The organism is Veillonella sp. CAG:933, from assembly GCF_000431435.1.
In the GTDB taxonomy this organism is placed as follows: Bacteria; Bacillota; Negativicutes; order Veillonellales; family Veillonellaceae; genus Veillonella_A.
On sequence record NZ_HF986188.1, the window covers coordinates 41,468 to 64,977 of the forward strand.

A 23,510-nucleotide genomic window follows, 5' to 3' on the forward strand; every position below is an offset into this window, starting at 1 on the left:
TGAAGCCAATCCGACTCAGGCTTTGAATACTTTAGTTGCGGACCAAGCGGCTAAAACGAATAAATAATAAATCCTTGTAAGTGTGTGATGTGAATTAAATTTGTTTGTAAGCTACTGTTTTGTGCGAGGAGTTTTAAATGAAAAAGGGACAGCGTAAATGGCTTGCCGGTGCGGTTGTGTTGGCCGTAGCCTTTGGCGGAGCACAACTATTGCGCCCTGTTGGGGAGCAGATAGTGGGACCTATCGTACAAGAACAATTGAATACAGCAATTAATGGGCAGGCGGATTATTCATCCTTTAACATCGGGTGGGATGGTACCGTTCATATTGGCGACTTGTCAATTAAGGACACTGAAGGCAAAGTAGTGGCCGATGTGCCGAGTACGGAAGTGTCGCTGGATATGTTGGAAGCGGTAAAATTGCCGTTTGGTCAGTCGGCTCCGCTTCGACTGATAAAATCGGTTACTCTTAATAACCCAACCGTGCATGCCGTAGAGAAGGCAGACCGTTCGTGGAACATTACGTCCCTCATCAAAAAGAGTGACAGTGAAGAACCGCTGCAGTTTAGAGGCAATGTCATAATCAATGACGGCATAGCTAGTCTTGATTGGCTAAACGGTCGCCACACAGCGGTTGAAGCTATTAACGGGGCCGTTAAGTTTGCAGACTATCCTAAGTTGGACGGCGCTTTGTCGGCTAATGTGGATAAGCAGGCTGTAACGCTTAAGGGATCCTATACTAATGATGATTCTGCTGACTTTACCCTTTTTGTTAAAGCAGACAGCTTGCGTTTAGATTATGTGAATGACTTGATTCCGAGCGATATTAATGCCAAAGTGATTGGCGGTACCGCTAAGAATATAGCGTTAACCGTCAGTCGCAATGACAATCAATTTGATTTTGAAGGGGCCGTGGATATTAATAATTTGGCGGCCGATTATCAGAATGATTCTATAAGTCCTAAGCCGTATGAAATTCGCCAAGGAGCTGCTCATGTTACCTTTAACGGCACAGATATTATGGTTGCGGATGGTCGTGTGGCCATTAACGATCAGCAATTCTTTGCTCACGGCAATGTTGACATTACCGACTTGGCGGAACCAAACTTTAACCTTACTTTGCGTGGTCAGGATATTCAAATTGAGTCTTTGATTGATAAGGGCATTACCGGTTCAATAGGCACGGTTGCTCATGTGTATGGCACAGCGACGGCACCGATTGTAAATGCTACGGTTGAAGCATCTAATGTCAATTACGAAGGCTATATTTTAGAAAAAGGCTTGGCAACCTTAGCGTATCAGAATGACATTGTCGATATATCCGATATTCGACTTAGTTTAAATGGCGGTGAGGCCGGTGGTCGCGGTACTTTTAATACGAAAACGCAAGAGTACGAGGCATCACTGGAAGGTACCGATATTCCGTTGGCCTTAGTCGGTCAGGCTGTGGATCAGCCGTTATTCGGTACTGTTAACGGTAAAGCTTATGTTAAGGGTATCGGTACGGATTCCTTACCGGCTATTACGGCTACTTTTGAAGGTAACGGTATTGGCTATGATTCGATTGCGACCGATTCTTTATCCGGTCAAATTGCCGGCGCCAATGGCAATTATTTTATTAACTATCTCAACGGGACAATCGGTTCCGGATCTTTTAGCGCCTATGGCAATGTAAGTCAGGATGCCCTCGACATAGCTTTCGATGCCAAAGATGTTCCGCTTAATTTGTTTAGTGATTATGCTAAACAGGAACTTGACGGTAAAGCTACCGTTACCGGTCGTGTGACGGGACCAATGGATAATCCGAATGTTATGGCTATTGTCGCATCCGACGGTGGTCATGTAGGTCGGATTCGTTTCGATAACGCCTATGCGGAAGCAACTGTAAGTAATAAATTGGTAACGGTTAACAATGGTTTTATCCAAGACGGTCACGGTTATTACAGCTTAAACGGTACTATTGATATGGGACCGTCGAAGGCTTTACAGCTACAGGCGAATGCCAATACGGTTCGTATTGAAAATATAGCCGGCATGGTTGACCCTGACTTACAGGTTACCGGTTGGCTTGATGTGCGTACAGACATAGGCGGTACTTTAGATAATCCTCAAATTCGGGGTTTTGTCCATGCCTGGGACGGTTCGGTACAGGGCAAATTATACAGTGATGTTCGTTTCGGGTTCCGTTACGCTAATGACTTCCTCGGCGTTCGTGATTTGGTAGCGCAGGCCTATGGGGCTACTTTTTATGCTGTCGGTCGTTATCAAAACGGCGGCTTAGACTTTAAGTTCTTTGGCGATACGATTTATTTACGACCATGGCTTAAAGACTATGCCGATGTGGAAGGCTATATGACGCTTGAAGGGACGCTCACCGGTACGATTGATAAGCCGATTGTACAAGGACGATTAGGTTCCAATGATGTAGTCGTTAATGACATGGCTTTGAAAAATATCTCCGGTAATGTATATGCAGACCCGACGGTAGTTCATTTGCAAAATGTGTCCTTTGAAGAAGGGGAACATGGTAAATTCAACATCGATGGCGGCATGACATTAAACGGCGAGCAACGATTATTCGGCTATGCCACCATCAGTAATGGTGAGTTGGTTAATTTCATGAAACTGGCCAAACTTGATGTGCCTGAATCGGATGGACATATTAACGGTCGTCTCGATTTAGGTGGTACACTTAAGAATCCGGATCTCCGCTTAATCGGCACTATCGATGATATCGTTATGGGCGGTAAGCCATGGGGCACTGCCAATGTGGACGTGGCTTTGCAAAACCGCAAACTAACGATTCATAAAGGAGAGTTACCAATCGGCGACGGTATGTTGGCCGCTTTGGGTACGGCTGATTTGGATGGTCAAAGTGACATTCAGATTGCGGCCAATAATGTAGCTATCGACTCCTTAATGCCGCTGTTTAAAACGTCTGTTCCGGCCTCCGGCAATATTCATTTAATTGCCAATGTGACCGGCGAAACGTTAAATCCGCATGTTGAATTATCCACAGAGTTGACAAATGCCAGTCTTAACGGCGTACAAATCGATCGCCTCTACGCCATGGCGACGATGGAGGACAAAGTTATTCATCTGCAGCAATTGGTAGGTCAACGAGGTGAGTATAAAGCGAAACTTCGCGGTGATGTACCGTTAGCCGCTTTTTATAAATCCGGTTATTTGCCACCGGGCGATAAATCGGCTATGGATTTGACCTTTGATGTAAATGAAGCGGATCTTGGCGTATTACCGCTTTTATTCCCGGCTGTTACGGAGGGGACGGGGCCGTTAAAAGGTGCCCTTCATATTACCGGTACCTATGATCAACCAATGGTTAACGGCACTCTTAGTGTGGACCATGGTTTGGTACATTTTAAAGATGTTAAAAAAGATTTATCTGATATATCGGCGCAACTTATTTTTAAAGGGCAAAAAGCCGAGTTAATCGGCGGTGCGTCCATGGGTAAAGGCAATGCGGGCCTTTCCGGTGAATTCAGCTGGAATGGTACAACCTTGACGAATTACGCCGGTGTTATCCAAATGAACGACCTTGAAGTGAAACATGAATTCTTCAAAGGACCGTTGAACGGTGAAGTTGGCGTTATGCTCAAAGACGGTTTACCGACGGTGTTAGGTCATCTCGATCTGGAAAATGATACCATGACGATTCCGTTATCCCTCACCAGTGAGGAAGGCGGTTCTCCGATAGGTCTTGATTTCACTGTGAATGTGGGCAAAAAAGTGCGCCTCTACAGCGGTGGTCTTTATGACTTCACCCTCGGCGGTGGGGCTCATATCGGCGGTACTACGACGGATCCGTTTATTGACGGCGAATTTCATGTCGTAGAAGGTAATTTGAAGTATCTTAACAATACGTTTAAGATTACGGAAGGTAAAACCGATTTTATACGCGGGTCCTTCTTGCCGATTTTAAGTGTCAAAGCGGAATCGCGGGTTCGTTCCTACCGTGTATATCTTGAAGTAAACGGTCCGGTGGAACAGATGGATTTAAAATTGACATCCGATCCGCATCTGGAACAACGTCAAATTGTATCGCTCTTAACATTCGGTTACAGCTCCGGCAATGACAGCAGTGTATCGTCCGATGATGTAAACGCCTTGTTTGCAGCCGGTGTACGGTCTGCTTTAATGGGTTATATTGAAGGAGCCTTCAAGGATACCTTAGGCCTGGATTTGATCAATATTACTACGGGCTCGTTGGATCCGAATGAACCGGTAAATGAAGATACAAACAGTTACTATAATATTGAAATCGGCAAATATTTATTGCCGGACTTAATGGTAACCTTTAGTACGGGTATTAATAATGATACCCAAGCTTATGGGATTATGTATGATATTAACAGCCACTATAGCGTTAACGGGTGGATGAACAGTAATGGCCATTCATACTTTGGCGGTCAGTGGACCACTCAGTTTTAATTAAGAAAGGAGGGTCGGCGTGCTTGACTCATATTTAGCGGAATTAGAGAAAATTAAATTATTGTCGCCTGAAGAAGAGCGTGCTTTATGGCAGGCATACAAAGAGCATGATGATGAGTCGGCACGTACGGCCCTTATTGAACATTATCAGCCCCTTGTTTTCCGTGAAGCCATGGCGTATTATCGCGTTGTACCGGATGTGATGGACTGTGTCCAGGAAGGTACGGTAGGCCTCATTGAAGCAGTGGAACGTTTTGATTATGCGAAGGGGGTAGCCTTTTCGTTATATGCGGTCCATCGCGTACGCGGGCGTATCTTGGATTACCTTCGTAAAGAAGGTAAGGGCGGCACCGTGTTAGCCGGTTCTGCCGATGATGATGAATATTGGTGGGAACAGCTTCCTGATGAAGGGCCGTCCATTGAATCGGCGGTAGAAACGAAAGCCTTTCAGCAGGTAGTGGTGGAAGCATTGGAACGTTTGCCGGGCAAAGAACGGCATGTCATGGAGCAAGTGTATTTGGCGGATCGTTCCATTGCGTCTGTAGCCGGTGAATTGGATACGAGCAACAGCTATATCCATCGTTTGCATCGCCAGGGCATTAAGCGCTTGCGGGGGATGCTCAGTCGTACGCGAAAATTCTGGAATGATTAATAAGTTCAATTAAAATTGCATTAAGAGATGAAGGTTGTAATCTGTTGCAGCAAGGTCACACAATGGCCAAGCTGAACGGGTTGCAACCTTTTTTGTTTTGAAAAGCTTTTGTTCCCAGCCTCTTATTTTGTTCTGGACGCTACTCATATTTTTCACCATCTAATCGATTTATTTTTGAATTGTAAGCTATCATTTCGGACGTTATAGATTTTTGTTCATTGGTTTTCTATACGAATCGTTTAAAATATAAGGACTGATTCCGGTAAAAAGGGCGAAGATTGCAATAAATTGTTAATAAATAAGCGTAAATATGATATAATAATTTCGATTAATGTGATATAAATGGTTCACAAAATCATCCTTTCTTACGAATATAAATGTATGAAAGGAGGCCGTTATGAATAAGACTGGCGACAATATGGAGAAACGAATCCGCTCCGTTAAGACTTGGCTGGATAAAGCTGAGCAGGCTTATGCGGATGATTCTGCCACTAAAGGTCAATTACAATTGATGCTGGCTCAGGCGGAGATGCAACATCTTAACGAAAAACGAGCACCCGCTTTATGGCAACGCTTAGGTTATTGGTCCATTGCCGTAGGTTTGGCTTTGCTGGTGGGCGGCGGTTATTATGCGTGGCAACATCAAGGTGATGTCAAAAATACAGCACCGGTGATGGAAGAGCAGAGCCAACCGATGTCTGAAACGCCTCATAGCAATATGCCGGCCGTTTCACAAACCCCGACAAATTCTGTTGATGCGCCTAATAGCACAACGAATACAACGGGCGGCACAGTCAATGCTTCAGCTGAAACAGCTACTGCTGATACGAATCAAAATGTGGAAGCGGTAACGACACAAGCGGACAATGCTGTGGCAACACCACAAGCTACGGAAGAAGCTGTTCAGACGGCAACACCTGAATCACAAACTAGCGAATCAGTAGCGGCACCGGTAATCAGTACAACTCAGATTCAAGAAGCCGTACGTGAAGGGGGACGAAGTCTGCGCGGACAAGAACAATAGAGAATCAGGATGTATAAGCTGACCATAGTTCAGTGAAAATAATGGAATGAGAACATTAAAAACATTAAAGGTATTAATAAAGCATTAAAAGCAATGTGTTTATAAATATGAAGGCATTATTTTAGGAGGATGTAGTAAATGATGAATAAGAGAGCCTATAAAAACATGTTGGCTGTAGCAGTGGTAGCCGCGTTGAGCGGTACTACCGTATGGGCTGCGGATGAAACGAGTACAGCAACTACGCAGAATTCAACTGCCGCAGTTACAGCGGTAAGTGCTCAAGACCAAGCGGCCCAAGACGCTATTACAGCGGCTCGTGGCGGGATTGAAGAAGCACAGAAATCTGACGAACAAGAAGCCAAACGTATCGAGTTGGACAATTCATCGTTAGCTACTACCGATTCAGCGGTTTTGACCGTTGCCAAAGGTGAAGGCGCCCGTTTAGAAGAACAACAGGCGGCCGGCGTACAGACGGCTATTACCACCCCGGATGCACGCTATTTCTCCAGTGTTACGGATGAACAATTACAGCCATATGAAGACAAAGTAATGACCGGTTTTTCCATTGAAGGCTTACCGGCTGAAGTACAGGATGAATACATGGCCTTGTTAAAGAGCCATATCGGTGATACTTTAACGCCGGCGGCTATTAAAGCGGATATTTCCGCGTTAGGTTCCAGCGGCTATTTATCTGAAATCAATCCGGTAATCACCGTTGTGCCGGAAGGTGTTAAAGTTGCTTACAAAGTAACGGTTAACCCAGTTGTAAAATCCGTACAGTTCGAAGGCAATACTGTTTACAGCAATGAAATGCTTGTTAACTATTTGAACGTACAACCGAATACCGTTCTTAATACGGTTCAAGTAGGCGAACGTATCCAAGGTATCAACGCCGCTTATAACCGTGACGGTTATATTTTGGCCCGCGTTAACGATATGGCCGTTGACCAAGACGGTGTCCTTCATATTTCCATTACAGAAGGTATCGTAGAAGATATCGTGCCACATGGTAATAAAAAGACTAAAGATTATGTAATTCTTCGTGAATTCAACCAGAAAAAAGGCCAACCATTCAATAAATTCCTCGTTCGTCGTTCTGTTGAAAAAGTATACAACTTAGGTTACTTCGATGACGTTAACGTACGTTTGTTGGAAGGTTCCACACCTGACAAAGTAGTCATCGAAATCGACGTATTGGAACATAAAACAGGTACCATTACCTTAGGTGCCGGTTACTCTGATTCCGACGGTTTCGTTGGTATCGTAGAAGTTGGGGAAGATAACTTGCGCGGTACCGGTGACAAGATTAAAGTTCACTGGGAGTTCGGCGGTACGGCCGGTTATAAAAACTACTCCGTATCCTACTTGCGTCCTTGGATTGACAGCAAGGGTACATCCCTCGGCTTAACTATTTTCGACCGTGAAGATACTTATACCGACTATAACTCTGACGGGGATGAAATTTCTCAATATGTAAAAACGCAAAAAGGGATTAACGTGTCCTTAGGTCGTCAGACCGGCGAATATACGCGTGATTATGTAACATTAGAAACACGTAAAGACGGTTGGAAATTTGACGAAGATGAAAACAGCGGTTATAACTATGCTGCCGGCCCGGGAACCGGGACTGCGGAAGAAAAAGCAGCATATCCGGGTTACTCTTGGGACAATGGTGACTATGACTTTGCCGGCAAAAACTACATTGAAAACAACTTCGGCCGTACAAACAGTGTATCTTGGCAGAAAGTTTATGACTCACGTGATAACATCTACGATCCTAAGCGCGGTAAACGTGTATCCGCTACCGTTCAATGGGCGGGCCACGGCTTAGGCGGTGACTTCGATTACTACAAATTCACCGGTGAATATCGTAACTACAAAGCTATCGGTAACAATCAGGTAATCGCGTTCCGTGCTCGTTTAGGTTGGGCTCAGGGTGATGTACCGTATAGCGCTCTCTACACCTTAGGTGGTGCCGATACCTTGCGTGGTTTTGAAGACGATCAGTTCCGCGGTAAGAAAATGTACAATGCTACCTTGGAATACCGCGTACCTATTTTCAATAAAGTAACCGGTGTACTCTTCACTGATATGGGTGATGCCTGGGATGCACCGAATGTAACTTGGTACGATGGTGATAAATCCTTTAACATCTCCGTCGGTGCCGGTGTTCGTATTTCTACACCAATCGGACCTATCCGTCTTGACTATGGTGTAAGCAAAGATGACAACAAATTCCACTTCAGCTTTGGTGGACAGTTCTAGTTATGAAACAAAAGGGCTTACGAGTTGTAGTCGCCGGCTGTATGCTAGCGGCTATAACGGCAGTTGCTCAGGCTGAGCCCGTTGAATCGGTAACGGTTAGTCTTTCAGGCAGTCGGCAACCGTTGCCGCCCGTATTGGCCAAGCGCATGACCGCTGCCGTGCAAACGGCGGCGGATAAGCTTTATGTAGGTGCTGACACGGATGCAGTGGCAGCCGGGCATGCTACCTATCAGAAAGTGACGACCGACATTATCGATCGAATTTTATACGGCTATACGGTAGAATCATTAGAAATTACACCGGGTGTTAACAGTCGGTTGGATGTACGTTTACGGCCTTACGGTCAAACGATACAAGCGGTAGATGTTTCGGTGGAATACGGCAACTTAACGCCGGTGGCCCAAGAATTGGTAGCTCGTGATGTGGCTTTTGTAGAGCCGCGGATTGAACAAATTCTTTTGGGAGCACCTCTTGATTCCTTGGATTGGGCGACGGCCGTTACGAGTCAGTTGGTTCGTAATGAGCTGGAAGGGGCCTTGCCGGAATTTATTCCGCAAGTAGACATCATCCCGGGCGTTCAAACGAAGGTTAAGGTTTACTTAATTCCACAAGGCACGGTAGTGCGCCACGGTAGTACGGAAATATCTTCCAATACGTTGCCGAGTACTGTTTTTTACGCTACTAAACGCTACTATGATGAGTATTTAGTCGGTTTAGAAGGTGTACCGGTTGCCTTTGTGGCAAGGCATGAAAATGATTTGCTCAGCTTTATTCAACAGGGACTCGATAATAGTCGGGCCAGTCAGCGCTTCGGCATTTCTATGAAGCCGACGTTGCAGTTGGGGACTGATTTACTCCTCAAGATTCAAGTCGATTCATCGCGCTATATTGTACGTGCTGAAGGATACTTGGATATGGGGACGGAAACGGATCACAATGTAGGTATTAAGTTATTTACCGGCATTAAGCAAGGCAAGGGAGATTGGTATTTGGAAACAAATTTCTTCCCCGATGATTATAAATGGGCGTTTTATCCGTCCTATGCGTATCACTTTACGCAAGATACTACCTTGGCTTACCAATATAACTTGTCCGATAAATATAGTCGTGTGTGGCTCCGCCAGGATATCGGCAGTCGTTGGCATGTGAGAGCTCAGCGAGATTTTGAAATCAAGCGTAATGAGTTCGGTTTAGCCTATGATTTGAATAATTATTTGACCTTGGAATACGTGGTCAATGATGACGATAATTGGTTACGCCTGATCGGCTATATTTAATGTTAAAATAAGAATCTTGACATATAAAGTTTAAGTCGATTATGCATAGATTTTTTCAAAAAAGAAAGAAGGTATATTACCTATGATGCGGTTAATTAATAACCAAAAGAACAAGAAGTTTGTATCCTTATTTGTTGCCGTTATATTCCTCTTAGGTATCGGCGCCATCGCGTACACACAAATGGCTACGCCAACCATGGCATCCGATGCGGACAGCAACATTGGCGTTATCGATACGACTAAAGTATTGAATGCTGCTTCACCGGCAGTCATTGAAGCCAATAAAGAATTGGATGATTATAAGAAACAGTTAAGCGATGAATTTAATACTAAATCCGCTAATATGGACGATAACCAAAAAGCAGCACTTGCTTCTGAATACCAAGGCAAAGTTCAGGATAAAATGATGGAAATCCAGAAGAAAATTCAGAGTCAGGTAAGTGATGCGTCCAAAGCTGTTGCCGATGCTAAAGGTTTATCCATTGTTATGGATAAACGTACTGTTTTATACGGCGGTGTAGATATTACCGACCAGGTACAGCGTAAATTGAGCGGTAACTCTGATGCTACCGATTCAAGCAGCCAGAAATAATCGGACAGATGATTCGTTTGTTGAATAGAGAGGAGGCGGTACAATGAAGCCGCAGTATCGTTGGATTTCTGTTGTTGTCGTTGTAATTGCCGCCTTACTCGCGGGCTTGTTTATTCATAATCGTTTGGATGATAAAAAAACGACTTCAACTCCTAATATGCCGAAAATCGGCATTGTTAAAATGGAAAAGGTCATCAAATTTAACCCATCCTATGATGAATATACGCAAGCTAAAAAAGAATTAGATGATTTGCAGGCTCAATATAAAAATGAGCAGCAAAGCTTAACGCAAAAATCGCAGCAACAGTCTTTAGCACTTCAGGCCTTAGGCTCCGACAAGGAAATCACCGATTTACTGAATACGGAATTAATTACTAAGGTAAAAGCTAAAGAACAGGAACTGAATGTAGCTTATCAAAAACAGCGTATCGCTTTAATCAATAAGTATCGCGGTGAAGTTAAAACGGAAATGACCGAAGCGGATTTACGAATTGTTAATTTGCAATTGGAATTAAGTGCCAATACGGCACCTATAGCAGTAACGGAAGAACAAAAAACGGCTATTGAAGCTGAACGGGCTGCCAAAGAGAAAGAGTTACAAGAACTCTTGGCATCGCGCAGTCAATCCGTACAGGGGAATTTGCAAGATTTAGAGCAGAAGGTCGATGCCGAGTTGGCACCGATTCGTGCGTCCGGTCAAAAAGAACTGGATGACTATGCGGCTAATCTTCAAAAAGAATTACTCGCCCGTCGTGATATAATGGTAAAAGCTAAAGCGGAATCTATTATGGCAACCAATAATCTGCCAAATCCGGTAGAGTGGAATACGGCCTGGGATTCACGCATGAAAGCAAAACAAAGTGAAGTAGAAGCCCTTCATGACGCCATTTTGGAAGATGTACGCATGCGCGCCATGGTGGTGGCAAAGGAAAAGAACCTCGATTTAATAGTTATTGATGAAGTTTCAAATGTTAATGCAACTGATGTGACCGATGCTATTATTGCATCCTATTCGGTTGCTCAATAAAAGGAGTTTTTTACAATGAATAAGAATGTAAAACGTATTTTGGCCGGTTTAACTATGATGGTATCCGTAGGCTTAGTTGCCGGTTGCGGTACTACTGAACAGGTTGGTTATGTAGATATGCAAAAAATCATGACTGACAGCCAAAAAGGTCAGGATACGAATAATAAATTACAGGCTAAATTTACTGAAATTAATGCTCGTTTAGCTCAGGATCAAAGTGCCGGTCAAGATGCCAACACTATGATGCAGAATCAACAGAAAGCTCAGCAGGAATTCCAGGCTTATCAGCAGGCTATGATTAATGATTTCCGCAACGCTGTAGATACGAATGTACAGGCTATTGCGAAAGAAAAAAATATTACTGCCGTAGTTGAAAAGAATGCTTTAATCAGCGGTGGCGTTGATTTGACTGAAGAAGTATTGAACAAAATGGGTAAAGCGGCTAATGCAAGCGATGCCAATGCCAATCAGGCAGCGAGTGGTGACGCTAACGCACAGAGCACAGCAACATCCGGCAGCACTGAAAGTAACAAATAATAACGATTAATTCGATCAGCGAGAGGAGACTTTCACGGTGAAGTATACAGTTGAGGAACTGGCAAAGAGTGTAGAAGGTAAAGTAGTAGGTGACGGCAGCGTTGAGATTACGGAAACCCGTGGTCTCGATCAAGCGGCACCGCAGGCAATTTCATTTGCCATAGGTGAATATTGTGAACATGTAGGGCAAAGTAAAGCAGGCGCTGTCATTGTAGAAGCACCGTTGGCCGATGTGAGCATTCCTCAAATTGTAGTTCATAATGCTAAGGCCGCTTTTGCACAGATTTTACAGATTTTCCATCCGCCGGTAGTATTTCCTACCGGTATTCATGAAACAGCGATTATCGGCAACAATGTAACATTAGGCAAGAATGTTACGGTAGGACCATACTGCATTATTTATGATAATGCGGTTATCGGTGACAATGTAGTATTACATCCTTATGTTTACGTAGGTCATAATGTACGCATTGGCGACGACTCTACTTTATACAGCGGTGCCATTGTTCATGAAAATTGTATTTTAGGTAAACGCGTAATTCTTAGAGCTAAAGCCGTTATTGGCGGTGAAGGCTTCGGTTTTGCTACCGAAGCGGGGAAACATACGCATATCCCGCAAGTTGGCAATGTAATCCTTGAAGATGATGTGGAAGTAGGCTCTTGTTCCTGTATTGATAATGCAACTATGGGTTCCACCTTGGTAAGAAGAGGCACTAAGATTGACAATTTGGTGCATTTAGGGCACAATGTTGAAATCGGTGAAGATTGCTTCCTCATTGCGCAGGTTGGGATTGCAGGCAGTACTAAATGCGGCAATCATGTAATTTTTGCCGGTCAGACCGGTTGTACCGGTCACATCACCATCGGTGACAATGTTACCTTTGCAGGGAAGACAGGCATTGTCGGTAATGTTTCGGCCAATGGGACCTATGCCGGCTATCCGCATCGACCTCATAAGGAATGGCTTAAATTGGCTGCTTATGAAAATCGTTTGCCGGATATGGCCAAAACAATTAAGCGTTTAGAAAAAGAACTGGCTGCCTTAAAAGAAGAATTGGCGGCGAAATAGGAGAGTATATGTATAGGTTTATGAAGCTCTTTAGTGCTTTTATCTGTATGATGCCTCATAGTATACAATATGGTATCGGCTATTTGCTGGGCGAGATTTTTTGGCTGTTTTTACCGCCGAAACGCCGCAAATTGGCTATAGGGCAGATTTTATTCTGCAATATTACAGACGATCCTAAAGAAGCAAGACGAATAGCTAAAAAGAGTACAACCCGCTTCGGACGTATGATTATCGATGTATTGCGTTATCCGGAAATTAAGGATGGCAAATATAAAGAAATGTTCGAATGGGTTGACCGTGAATATTTGGATGATGCCCAAGAAGGCGGTAAGGGAGCTGTGCTCATGGCGATTCACAGCAGCAACTGGGAACTTCTGGGCGGTATTTTAGCATCCGAAGGCTATCCGTTAATATCGGTTGCCATGAGACAAAATGGGGACGCCGATAAATTTATCAATGAATATAGAGCGCTCATGCATCAGCATGTGACGTATAAAACCGGTGTACGCGAAATGATCAGAGAGCTTCAAAAAGGCTCTATGATTGGTCTTATTATGGACCAGGATCCGGCTGCCCAAGGGCAATTGGTGCCGTTCTTCGGCTATGAAACCTTGACCCCGGTAGGACCGGCCGTAATGGGTCGTATGCAAGATGTTCCGATTATACCGGTAACCATTCGCTACGATGAATTTGAAGAAAAATACATCGTTACCGCCCATCCGCCGTTCTATGCGGAGCATACGGATGATAAAAAACGAGACACCGCAGTTACGTTGACTCGTTTAAATGAATGGATTGAAGACTATATCAGACGCTATCCGGAAGACTGGTTCTGGCTTCACAATCGTTGGAAGTGGACACGCCGTTATTATGCAGGTAAAATGGAAGTACCACCGGATCCAATGAAGGACTGAGACCATACTTGCCATGTCTTTTGAGAATGGTATATAATAAAAGACAGTGTATTGAAGAGTGACCTTTCGCAATGTATGTGCAATCGAATAGTAGGGTCACTCTTATCGTTCCCAGGTTATGACAAGGAAAGGAGGAGTCTGATGGTACTTAAGCAAAAGACCCTCGTTAAAGAAATTGCCTATGAAGGCACAGGACTCCATAGCGGTCTGCCGGTGACCATGACATTACGTCCGGCAACAGCTGATACAGGGATTGTGTTTGTGCGCACTGATTTACCGGGGAATCCTTCAGTTAAAGCAACTCCGGCCAATGTTACCAATACAAACCGGGCTACCACCTTGGAATCGGGTGAAGCCAAAGTATTTACGGTAGAACATTTATTGGCGGCTTTTTATGGATTGGGCATAGATAATTGCTATGTAGAATTGAATTCGCCGGAACCACCGATTGGTGACGGCAGTGCAGCTGTGTTTGTAGATTTGATGCAAACCGCAGGGGTTAAAGAATTGGCTGCGGAGCGTAAGGTATATGCAGTAAAACAGGCTCATACTGTATATGACGGCGATCGTTATATTTTAATCGTACCTTATGATGGTTTACGTGTAACTTTTACTTCGGTCAACAATCATCCGCTACTGGGGACACAACAGGTGGATATTGACATAAATTCTGACGTGTTTGTCAGTGAAATCTCACCGGCGCGAACTATCGGTTTTATGAGTGAATTAAAACAGTTGCAAGCAATGGGACTCGCTAAGGGCGGCAATGTGGATAATGTTTTGGTTTATGATGATACCAAATGTTTATCGGTGCCGCGTTTTGATGATGAATTGGTTCGACACAAAATATTGGACATTCTTGGGGATTTATTCCTCCTCGGACCGATTAAGGGACATATTATTGCGTTGAAGTCCAGTCATGAATTGAATTCCCGTTTGGCCCGTGAAATTTTGCAAGAAATGAAGGAGGATTAAGATGATTCTTACAGTTGAAGACATTATGGAAATTTTACCGCATCGATACCCACTATTATTGGTTGATCGTATTATTGAATTGGAACCTATGAAGCGTGCCGTAGGCATTAAAAATGCTACAATGAATGAATTGTTCTTCCAAGGTCATTTCCCGGGAAACCCGGTAATGCCCGGCGTATTGTTAACGGAAGCGATCGCTCAAGTTGGCGGCATTGCCCTTCTGTATCCGGAAGAAAACCGTGGTCTTACACCTATGTTTACAGGCATTGATAAAGTACGTTTCCGTCATCCTGTAAAACCGGGCGACCAAGTTCGCATGGAAGCGGATGTTGTAAAAATTAAAGGCATGATGGGTAAGGTAGAAGGCAGAGCCTACGTTGGCGATAAATTGGTAGCCAGTGGCGAGTACATGTTTGCACTTGTAAAGAAGTAAAACTTTAAAAACTCGAGATAAAATGTGATAAAAGCATATTTTCTCATAATTATTATAAAATTTCTCTGTTCCTGATTGTAAAACTTTCTAAAATGAAAGTTCACTAATTTAAGTTTATTACGATTATGTTATTAATAAAGCAACATTTAGCGTAATAGTCGCAATCTCAACAGAGCAAGGAGTGACATAGATGATAGTAGTAGGCATGGAGAATGCTACCTCTAATATACATAGCACCGCGGTGGTACATCCGGACGCTAAGATTGGCCAAGGGGTAATTATCGGCCCCGGTGCCGTAATCGGTGAAAATGTATCCATCGGAGACGGAACCAAAATCGGTGCCAATGTAGTCGTAGGCGGTTGGACTACCATTGGACAACGTTGTGAACTTTACCCGGGGTCGGCTGTAGGGTTAGAACCTCAAGATCTAAAGTTTAAAGGTGAAAAGAGCTTTTGCAATATTGGTGATGAAACAGTCATTCGTGAATGCGTTACCATCAGTCGTGCTACCGGTGAAGGTGAAGAAACTCGCATAGGCAATAACTGCCTATTCCAGGCATGCACTCATGTTGCCCATAACTGCATCGTAGGCAACAATGTAATTATGAGTAACTGTGCCGGTCTCGCCGGTCATGTTATCGTCGAAGATCGAGTAGTTATCGGCGGTATTGCGGGCATTCATCAGTTTGTAAAAATCGGTCGTAACGCCATGGTCGGCGGTATGGCTAAAGTAGTGCAGGATATTCCGCCTTACGTAATTGCCGACGGCCAGCCGGCTCGTGTAATCGGCCTTAATTCCGTAGGTTTATCCCGTGCCGGAATTTCTGAAGAAGTACGCCATGATTTGAAACAGGCATTCCGCATCATTTATCGCTCCGGTTTTAGCTTATCCAGAGCGATTGAAGAAATGGAAATGCAATTAAACTCTTCCGTAGAAATTGAGAACTTATTGCGTTTTTTGCGCAATGCAGACCGTGGCATTATGCGTCTTCGCCGCGATTAAAAAGTAAGAGTCTTGCCTTGACGGGTCAAAAGAGTGGTTTGACCCTGAAAGGGAAGGCTCTTTTTGTTCAAAAATGAGGTAAAATTTGATATAATATTATATATTATGTCTTTAAATACAAAGAACTGGGAGGAAACGATGGCAAAAGTCGGATTACTGGCCGGCGTAGGTAAATTGCCGGTGGAATTTTTACGAGCAGCGCAATCGGAAGGCTATGAAGTAGTCGTTATTGCTGTTATTCCCGACACGGAACCTGAGCTAAAAGCGGAAGCTGATTCATTCTATGAAATCAATGTGGCAAAGATAGATAAAATTTTTAAAACACTTCATAAAGAAGGCATCACGGAAGTGACCATGCTCGGCAAAGTAACCAAAGAGATTTTATTTAAAGGGTTGGTTATGCCTGATTTGCGGACCATTAAGTTACTCACTAAACTTCGCAATCGCAAGGATGACACGATTATGCTGACTATCGTGGAGGAACTGGCTAAAGAAGGTATTCAGGTGGTGGACCAAACCGTTTATATGAAACCTCTTATGCCTAAGGCGGGTGTCTTGACGAAGGCTAAACCGTCCAAAGAACAAATGGCCGATATCCTCTTCGGTTTTGATGTGGCCAAACAAATGGGCGGACTCGACATCGGTCAAACCGTTGTGGTCAAAGATATGGCTGTTATGGCCATTGAAGCGATTGAAGGGACCGATGCATGCATTAAGCGCGGCGGTGCTTTAGGGCGTGGCAATGCGGTTGTGGTTAAAACAGCCAAACCACGACAGGATGTGCGTTTTGACGTGCCCGCTGTGGGCCTTACAACGATTCAATCTATGCTGGATAGTGATTGCAAAATTCTTGCTATGGAAGCGGAGCGCACTATCTTTGTAGAGCAGGCCGAAGTTATTAAATTGGCTAACGAAAAAGGCCTTATTATCTGTGCCGTTGACGGTCCGGAAGAAGAATAATTCTGATAAAGAATGGGTTGCATTTCATAGGGCAAAAGCCTTTGAAGTGCATTTTGATAAAGCGTAATTACTATCTTGGAGGTTCTGATGAAAGTCATGTTTTCCGCCGGAGAAGCATCGGGCGATACGCATGCGGCCAGTGTTGCCGGCGCGTTAAAAACCTTATATCCCGAGGTAACCATGCTTGGCATGGGCGGTTCGCGCATGGCTGCTGCGGGCGTTAATATTGTGTACGATATTAAACAGCTCGGCTACATCGGCATCGTGGAAATTGTTAAGGCATTGCCTTCTTTTTTCAAACTGAGAGCCTATTTAAAAGATATTATGATGCGGGAAAAGCCGGATGTTTTGGTTTGTGTCGATTATCCCGGCTTTAATATGAAACTGGCTAAAGTCGCTCATGACCTGGGGATTCCCGTTGTCTATTATATTGCCCCTACTATATGGGCCTGGCATCGCAGTCGCGGCAAGGATATTGCCAAGACGGTGACCAAAGTGGCGTCCATATTTCCTTTTGAAGCGGCGGCGTATCGTGAATTCGGCGTAGATGTGGAATTTGTGGGCAATCCGTTGGTGGATATTGTGAAACCGACTATGACGAAGGCTGAAGCGATGACCTATTTCCATATGGATCCTGACACTAAGCGGGTGTTGCTCATGCCCGGAAGCCGTAAGCAGGAAGTGTTGGGACTCCTCGACCGTATGCTTAAAGGGGCGGAAATTGTCATGCAAAAACATAGCAATTTGGCTTTTTACTTGCCGCGAGCGCATACGATTGATAAAGAAGAATTAGAAGCTATTGTTACTAACTATAAGGTGCCCGTTACAATTACAGAAGACCATACCTATGATTTAATGCAAAGCTGTGATGTGTGTCTCGCTGCATCAGGAACGGCCACGCTGGAGACTGCGTTGATGGGTTTACCCACAATTTTATTGTACCGTCTGTCGCCGGTTACCTTTATGTTAGGCAAACTATTGGTGAATTTAACCCATGTGGGCTTGCCGAATATTGTGGCGGGGCGCGAAGTGATTCCCGAATTATTGCAAGGGCAGGTAACTCCTGTGAATATTGCTAAGGAATTGACCTCTTTATTGGAGGATTCAGTTAGACGAAATACCATGATTGATGATTTGCATGCCGTTAAAGAAGCCTTAGGCGGTGAAGGTGCGGTTAAGCGTGTAGCTCAAGTGGTAGCTAATGTGGCCGGCGCTGCTAACAGCTCAAATTACGGCGACACTGACAGTGCCAATATTAGCGCACCCGACGGCGATATTGACCATGCGAAGGTCAGTGTCGATGAGAGTACCCCTGGTGATGCAAATTAATGGTTCCGGAGGATATGAATGGGAAGTTATAAACGATTATTAGTATATATTAAACCGTATATCGGACGTTTGATTTTCGGTTTAATTTGTATGATTATAGCGGCAGCCGCTTATTTAGTGGTGCCTTGGCTCATCAAAAATGTAGTGGATGATGTGCTGCAGGCGAAAGATATGCAGATGTTAAATCTCATCGTGGTTGCCATTTTGTTGGTCTTTCTGGTGCGCGGTTTTGCCACTTACGGTCAGACCTATACCATGAGTTATGTAGGTCAGCGAGTTATCATCGATATTCGTGAAGCCTTGTTTAAAAAGTTACAGCGCCTCGATCAGGCTTATTTTGATCGCCGTAAAACGGGCGTAGTCATGAGTAATTTAACCAATGACGTTGGTGCTTTGCAGACGGCCATCGTCGATAATTTGATCTCCTTCATTACGGAAGGGGTTACCTTAATCGGTTCCTTGGTTTCCATGATTCTCATCGATTGGAAATTAACTTTGGTAACCTTCATTATCGTACCGGTCGTGCTTGGCCTTATCAATGTTTTCGGCAAGCGACTTCGCTTGGCCGGTCATGATGTGCAGGGCCGTATTGCGGATATTACATCCCTTTTGCAGGAAGTTATTTCCGGTATTCGCGTAGTTCGCTCCTTTGCCCGTGAAGATTATGAAGTGGTGCGTTTTGAGAAGGAAAATAAGCGTAACTTTTTAGCCGCTATGAAAGCCACTAAGTTATCCGCCTTATTGAGTCCGCTCGTTGAATTTTCCGCAGCCATTGCGGTGACGGTCATTCTCTGGTATGGCGGTTATAATGTAGTAACAGGCGCTATTTCCGCCGGTTCCTTAATCGCCTTCTTAATCTATGCGATTAACTTATCTAATCCGGTAAAACGCTTGAGCCAAGTATACGGCAATATTCAAAAAGCCATGGCTGCGGGCGACCGTGTTTTTGAAATCTTGGACACCGAGCCACAGGTTAAGGAAAAGCCGAATGCGATTGCCTTACCGGAACTCTCTGGTCAAGTTGAATTTGACCATGTGTCCTTCTCCTATGATGGTGAAAAACCGGCTTTAACGGATGTATCCATTACCGTACCGGCCGGTCGTGTAGTGGCCATTGTTGGTCCATCCGGTGCAGGCAAGACAACCATTGCCAATTTGTTGCCGCGTTTTTATGATGTAACGGCGGGGGCACTCCGTATCGACGGCATTGATGTGCGCGATGTGACGTTTAACTCCTTGCGTGAACAGGTAGGCTTGGTACCGCAGGAAACAATGCTCTTTAACGCCACCATTCGCGATAACATCTTATACGGTCGTTTAGACGGTACGGAAGAGGAAGTGTATGCCGCAGCGAAAGCGGCTAACGCCCTCGAATTTATCGAAAAATTACCGCACGGCTTTGACACCTTGGTAGGCGAGCGGGGCAGCTCCTTATCCGGCGGTCAGCGTCAACGCATTGCCATCGCCCGTGCGATTTTGAAAAATCCGAAAATCTTGATTTTGGACGAAGCTACGTCGGCCCTCGATACGGAAAGCGAAAAGCTCGTGCAGGAAGCGTTGGAGCGATTGATGAAAGGCCGTACGGCGTTCGTTATTGCTCACCGTCTCAGCACAATCAAGAATGCAGACCAAATTATTGTGTTGCGTCAGGGTCATATTGAAGAAGTGGGAACCCATGAAGAGCTCCTCGCTCAAAATGGTCTCTATCAACATTTATATTCCGTGCAATTTGCAAGTAAAGGACATTAAGGATGTATTGGGTATACAACGTATTACTAATTATATATTGGATTGGTTTGATACCGGTCATCCTCTATCGACTGGCGTTTGAAGAAGGTTTCTATGAGCGTATTCGGCAGAGTGCCGGTTTTATGCCCGATTCATTGATGCGCAAAATCGAAGGCCGTCGTGCTATTTGGGTGCATGCCGCATCGGTAGGTGAAATTGTGGCAACCAGTCCCATTGTAAAAGATATTAAAAAGAAATTTCCGGAAGCAGTCGTAGTCGTATCGGTGGTTACCGCCACCGGCCATGCTATGGCACATCGCATCATTCCGGAAGCGGAAGGGATTATTTTCTTTCCGCTGGATTTGCCGTTTTTGACGCGTCGTATTTTGGATATCATTAAACCGATTACGATTTTACTCGTAGAAACGGAAATCTGGCCGAACTTCTTGCGCATTGCGGAAGATGAAAAAATTCCGGTTATGATGGTAAACGGTCGCATCAGCGATCGCAGTATGAAGCGGTACTGGATGATTCGTTCCTTTACGAAAGAAATGCTGGCGTCCATTCAATACTTCTGCATGCAGTCTAAATTGGATGCGGAATATATCGAATATCTCGGCGCCGCCAAAGATCGCATTACCGTAACCGGTAATACGAAGTACGACCAGACATATGCTCAGGTGACAGACGAAGAGAAAAAGAACCTCCAAGATGAATTCGGCTTTGGCCGTAACCATCCGATTATCGTAGCCGGCAGTACGCATCGCGGTGAGGAAGATGCTGTTTTGACGGCCTTTAATGAGATTTTAAAGGTATATCCGGAAGCTCGTTTACTCATTGCGCCTCGTGAAATTATGCGCGGCAATGACGTCAAAAGTTTAGCTGAAAAGTATGGTCTCAAGGCGATGTGTCGCAGTGTCATGACCGGACCGGTTCATGAGAAAACGCCGGTGGTGGTACTCGATACAATCGGTGAATTGGGCAGGCTTTACAGCTTAGGTGATATTATATTTGTAGGCGGTTCCTTAGTTCGCACCGGGGGTCATAACATTTTAGAACCGGCGGCTCACGGCAAACCGATTTTGGTAGGGCCGCATATGTTTAACTTTAAAGAAATTTACTCACTCTTAAGCTCAAGAGATGCATGTCTTATGGTTAAAGATGGCAAAGAATTGACCGATACGATGCTCGAACTTTGCCGCCATAAGGAACGTCGCGAAGCGATGGGGCGGAACTGTTTGGAGATTGTTTATGAAAACCGCGGTGCCACCCAGCGCAATACGGAAGAGTTACGTAAATTATTTGAAAACTATCACATCATTCCGTAACTTGGACTAAATTGTAAAGTTACGGCAAAGGAGGTAAGAGCTCATGAAAGGGGAACAACTGTTTAAAAAGTTGGTGAGCGGTCGGGCAAAAGGGCCGTTGGCAGACGTTGCCAGAGGCGGCCTCGGTTTGTTAAGTATGGTATATGCGCAAGGGGCGACCTATCGCAATCAGAAATTTGATAAGCTCCAAGGCGTTACCAGGGCTAGCGTGCCGGTAATCAGCGTTGGCAATATTACGGCCGGCGGTACCGGTAAGACACCGATGGTGCGCTATATTTGCCAATATTTAGAATCGCTTAATATGGCACCGGCTGTACTGAGTCGAGGCTATCGGGCCGAGGATAATCAGGATACAATCATTGTATCGCGCTGCGGTCGCTTGGAAGTTACCCCTGCCGTGAGTGGTGATGAAGCTTGGCTCTTAGGTAAAGGGCTGGGACATACCAGTGTGGTTATCGGTCGTGAGCGTGCAGCGTCTGCCCAAGTAGCGACAGCAACGCTCGGTAGTGATATACTTGTATTAGATGATGGTTTTCAGCATCGCAAGTTGGCTCGTGATTTAGATATCGTGCTCATTGATGCGGCTAATCCGTTCGGCTATGACCACGTATTACCGCGCGGTCTTTTACGGGAACCGTTGGACGGTTTGCGTCGTGCCGATGTATTCGTTTTGACTAAGACGGATCAGGTACCGGCAGATATTCTATTCGGTATTAAACATCGCCTCGGGCAGTTGGCACCGAACATTCCGATTGTTGAAACCATTCATAAGCCGTTGGGCATGCAAACTTTGGATTCTTGGGAGCGCAATGAAGAAGCGCAAGCTTCACTCGTAGTGTCTCACAAGTTTTTAACGGTGAGCGGTATCGGTCGGCCCGAATCATTTCAGCACACTGTAAACAGTCTTGGCTATGAAGTCATTGACAGTTTGGAATTTGGCGATCATCATGAATATACTACCGATGATGTGGTTAAAATGTGGTGTACCGCTTTTGCCAAAGGTGCTACAGCCATTGTGACGACCGAAAAAGATGCGGTTAAATTAAGTCAAATGCAAGCCGTACATGATTTGAAGATACCTGTATATGTAATCCCTATCGGTATTGAATTTATCAAAGGGGAAGAAGAGTTTAAGGCCTGTATTAAAGGCGTAGGAAAGAAGGATACTTTATGAAAATAGCTTGTGTCATTCCCGCACGATATGCGTCGACCCGTTTACCCGGTAAGCCATTGGCGGATATTGCGGGCAAACCGATGATTCAGCGCGTCTATGAGCAAGTATCGAAGGCTGCAGTGCCTGATGAAGTCATTGTGGCTACGGACGATCAGCGTGTATTTGATGCTGTTGCGGGCTTTGGCGGCACGGCTATTATGACGAAGGCCAATCATTTGACCGGTACCGATCGCTTGGCGGAAGTGGCTGAAGCGAGACCCGATATTGATGTAATTATCAATGTTCAGGGCGATGAACCTTTGATTGCGCCGGATTTAATCGATAGTTTGGGAGATTTATTCCGTCATGACGGTGAGCTTAAAATGGCGACCGTAGGCGCTCCTTTAGGGGAAGCAGAATATAATGAGCCGTCAGCCGTAAAGGTTATTTGTAATTTAAAAGGCCAGGCTATGTATTTTTCCCGCTCGTTGATTCCTTACCCGCGCAATGCGTTTGTGAATGCACCGTTAAAGCATATCGGCATTTATGCGTATACCCGAGATTTTCTCCTGGAATTCGCGAAGATGGAGCCAACGCCTGCAGAACTTACAGAGTCATTGGAGCAACTGCGTGCTTTAGAAAATGGCATTGCTATTCAAGTTATAAAAACCGAGGCTCGTTTTATCGGTGTCGATACGCCGGAAGATTTGGCTGCTGTTAATGAAATTTTTAAAAAACAGGGCTTGTAAGAGCAAATATATCGGTTTTTCCATAAAAATTTTAAATTTGAAGTGTA

The 23,510-nt window shown here is 44.7% G+C and carries 19 protein-coding genes; all 19 read left to right on the top strand.

The window, feature by feature from the left end; genetic code table 11:
* The first annotated feature begins 137 nt into the window (after positions 1-137).
* The 19 genes from QZL64_RS04860 to kdsB all read left to right on the top strand — a co-directional run bounded on the left by QZL64_RS04860 (position 138) and on the right by kdsB (position 23,463).
* A complete protein-coding gene (locus QZL64_RS04860) occupies positions 138-4,448 on the top strand; it encodes a translocation/assembly module TamB domain-containing protein (protein ID WP_021840874.1) in 4,311 nt (1,436 codons plus the stop codon).
* Between the two features lie 19 nt (positions 4,449-4,467).
* Positions 4,468-5,100: a sigma-70 family RNA polymerase sigma factor gene (locus tag QZL64_RS04865; protein ID WP_021840875.1), complete on the top strand. Its 633-nt coding sequence runs from the start codon at positions 4,468-4,470 to the stop codon at positions 5,098-5,100.
* A 397-nt stretch (positions 5,101-5,497) separates the two neighbouring features.
* Entirely contained in the window at positions 5,498-6,124 is a 627-nt protein-coding gene (locus tag QZL64_RS04870; protein ID WP_021840876.1) for a hypothetical protein, read from the top strand.
* 138 nt (positions 6,125-6,262) lie between these two features.
* Complete coding sequence (locus tag QZL64_RS04875; protein WP_021840877.1) at positions 6,263-8,389, top strand: BamA/OMP85 family outer membrane protein; 2,127 nt, start codon at positions 6,263-6,265, stop codon at positions 8,387-8,389.
* 2 nt (positions 8,390-8,391) lie between these two features.
* Complete coding sequence (locus QZL64_RS04880) at positions 8,392-9,666, top strand: hypothetical protein (RefSeq protein ID WP_021840878.1); 1,275 nt, start codon at positions 8,392-8,394, stop codon at positions 9,664-9,666.
* 82 nt (positions 9,667-9,748) lie between these two features.
* Entirely contained in the window at positions 9,749-10,258 is a 510-nt protein-coding gene (locus QZL64_RS04885) for an OmpH family outer membrane protein (RefSeq protein ID WP_021840879.1), read from the top strand.
* A 43-nt stretch (positions 10,259-10,301) separates the two neighbouring features.
* Positions 10,302-11,285 carry a hypothetical protein gene (locus QZL64_RS04890; protein WP_021840880.1) on the top strand — a complete coding sequence of 328 codons (984 nt, stop codon included), beginning with the start codon at positions 10,302-10,304 and terminating at the stop codon, positions 11,283-11,285.
* 15 nt (positions 11,286-11,300) lie between these two features.
* Positions 11,301-11,822, top strand: a complete 522-nt coding sequence (locus QZL64_RS04895; protein ID WP_021840881.1) for an OmpH family outer membrane protein — start codon at positions 11,301-11,303, stop codon at positions 11,820-11,822.
* A 37-nt stretch (positions 11,823-11,859) separates the two neighbouring features.
* On the top strand, positions 11,860-12,891 hold the full coding sequence (gene lpxD, locus QZL64_RS04900; RefSeq protein WP_021840882.1) for a UDP-3-O-(3-hydroxymyristoyl)glucosamine N-acyltransferase: 1,032 nt from the start codon (positions 11,860-11,862) through the stop codon (positions 12,889-12,891).
* Between the two features lie 8 nt (positions 12,892-12,899).
* The gene (locus QZL64_RS04905; protein ID WP_021840883.1) at positions 12,900-13,805 is read left to right on the top strand and encodes a lysophospholipid acyltransferase family protein; all 906 of its coding nucleotides are present in this window, start codon (positions 12,900-12,902) and stop codon (positions 13,803-13,805) included.
* A 141-nt stretch (positions 13,806-13,946) separates the two neighbouring features.
* The gene (gene lpxC, locus QZL64_RS04910; protein WP_021840884.1) at positions 13,947-14,780 is read left to right on the top strand and encodes a UDP-3-O-acyl-N-acetylglucosamine deacetylase; all 834 of its coding nucleotides are present in this window, start codon (positions 13,947-13,949) and stop codon (positions 14,778-14,780) included.
* A 1-nt stretch (position 14,781) separates the two neighbouring features.
* Positions 14,782-15,213 (top strand): 3-hydroxyacyl-ACP dehydratase FabZ, encoded by a 432-nt coding sequence (gene fabZ, locus QZL64_RS04915; protein ID WP_021840885.1) that lies wholly within the window; start codon positions 14,782-14,784, stop codon positions 15,211-15,213.
* Between the two features lie 190 nt (positions 15,214-15,403).
* Positions 15,404-16,216: an acyl-ACP--UDP-N-acetylglucosamine O-acyltransferase gene (gene lpxA, locus QZL64_RS04920; RefSeq protein WP_021840886.1), complete on the top strand. Its 813-nt coding sequence runs from the start codon at positions 15,404-15,406 to the stop codon at positions 16,214-16,216.
* Between the two features lie 138 nt (positions 16,217-16,354).
* Positions 16,355-17,176, top strand: a complete 822-nt coding sequence (locus QZL64_RS04925) for an LpxI family protein (protein ID WP_021840887.1) — start codon at positions 16,355-16,357, stop codon at positions 17,174-17,176.
* A gap of 87 nt (positions 17,177-17,263) precedes the next feature.
* Positions 17,264-18,505 carry a lipid-A-disaccharide synthase gene (gene lpxB, locus QZL64_RS04930; RefSeq protein ID WP_021840888.1) on the top strand — a complete coding sequence of 414 codons (1,242 nt, stop codon included), beginning with the start codon at positions 17,264-17,266 and terminating at the stop codon, positions 18,503-18,505.
* Between the two features lie 18 nt (positions 18,506-18,523).
* The gene (gene msbA / locus QZL64_RS04935) at positions 18,524-20,254 is read left to right on the top strand and encodes a lipid A export permease/ATP-binding protein MsbA (protein ID WP_021840889.1); all 1,731 of its coding nucleotides are present in this window, start codon (positions 18,524-18,526) and stop codon (positions 20,252-20,254) included.
* Positions 20,255-20,256: 2 nt separating this feature from the next.
* Positions 20,257-21,561 (top strand): 3-deoxy-D-manno-octulosonic acid transferase, encoded by a 1,305-nt coding sequence (locus QZL64_RS04940; RefSeq protein WP_021840890.1) that lies wholly within the window; start codon positions 20,257-20,259, stop codon positions 21,559-21,561.
* Between the two features lie 43 nt (positions 21,562-21,604).
* Positions 21,605-22,735: a tetraacyldisaccharide 4'-kinase gene (lpxK, locus tag QZL64_RS04945; protein WP_021840891.1), complete on the top strand. Its 1,131-nt coding sequence runs from the start codon at positions 21,605-21,607 to the stop codon at positions 22,733-22,735.
* Positions 22,732-23,463 (top strand): 3-deoxy-manno-octulosonate cytidylyltransferase, encoded by a 732-nt coding sequence (gene kdsB / locus QZL64_RS04950; RefSeq protein ID WP_021840892.1) that lies wholly within the window; start codon positions 22,732-22,734, stop codon positions 23,461-23,463. Before lpxK ends, kdsB begins: the two co-directional genes overlap by 4 nt.
* Positions 23,464-23,510: the final 47 nt, after the last annotated feature.

Excerpts from the sequence above, each read along its gene's own strand:
- QZL64_RS04860 (WP_021840874.1), top strand. The coding sequence starts at position 138 with ATGAAAAAGGGACAGCGTAAATGGCTTGCCGGTGCGGTTGTGTTGGCC.
- QZL64_RS04870 (WP_021840876.1), top strand. The coding sequence starts at position 5,498 with ATGAATAAGACTGGCGACAATATGGAGAAACGAATCCGCTCCGTTAAG.
- QZL64_RS04875 (WP_021840877.1), top strand. The coding sequence starts at position 6,263 with ATGATGAATAAGAGAGCCTATAAAAACATGTTGGCTGTAGCAGTGGTA.
- QZL64_RS04880 (WP_021840878.1), top strand. The coding sequence starts at position 8,392 with ATGAAACAAAAGGGCTTACGAGTTGTAGTCGCCGGCTGTATGCTAGCG.
- QZL64_RS04885 (WP_021840879.1), top strand. The coding sequence starts at position 9,749 with ATGATGCGGTTAATTAATAACCAAAAGAACAAGAAGTTTGTATCCTTA.
- QZL64_RS04890 (WP_021840880.1), top strand. The coding sequence starts at position 10,302 with ATGAAGCCGCAGTATCGTTGGATTTCTGTTGTTGTCGTTGTAATTGCC.
- QZL64_RS04895 (WP_021840881.1), top strand. The coding sequence starts at position 11,301 with ATGAATAAGAATGTAAAACGTATTTTGGCCGGTTTAACTATGATGGTA.
- QZL64_RS04905 (WP_021840883.1), top strand. The coding sequence starts at position 12,900 with ATGTATAGGTTTATGAAGCTCTTTAGTGCTTTTATCTGTATGATGCCT.
- lpxC (WP_021840884.1), top strand. The coding sequence starts at position 13,947 with ATGGTACTTAAGCAAAAGACCCTCGTTAAAGAAATTGCCTATGAAGGC.
- fabZ (WP_021840885.1), top strand. The coding sequence starts at position 14,782 with ATGATTCTTACAGTTGAAGACATTATGGAAATTTTACCGCATCGATAC.
- lpxA (WP_021840886.1), top strand. The coding sequence starts at position 15,404 with ATGATAGTAGTAGGCATGGAGAATGCTACCTCTAATATACATAGCACC.
- QZL64_RS04925 (WP_021840887.1), top strand. The coding sequence starts at position 16,355 with ATGGCAAAAGTCGGATTACTGGCCGGCGTAGGTAAATTGCCGGTGGAA.
- lpxB (WP_021840888.1), top strand. The coding sequence starts at position 17,264 with ATGAAAGTCATGTTTTCCGCCGGAGAAGCATCGGGCGATACGCATGCG.
- msbA (WP_021840889.1), top strand. The coding sequence starts at position 18,524 with ATGGGAAGTTATAAACGATTATTAGTATATATTAAACCGTATATCGGA.
- QZL64_RS04940 (WP_021840890.1), top strand. The coding sequence starts at position 20,257 with ATGTATTGGGTATACAACGTATTACTAATTATATATTGGATTGGTTTG.
- lpxK (WP_021840891.1), top strand. The coding sequence starts at position 21,605 with ATGAAAGGGGAACAACTGTTTAAAAAGTTGGTGAGCGGTCGGGCAAAA.
- kdsB (WP_021840892.1), top strand. The coding sequence starts at position 22,732 with ATGAAAATAGCTTGTGTCATTCCCGCACGATATGCGTCGACCCGTTTA.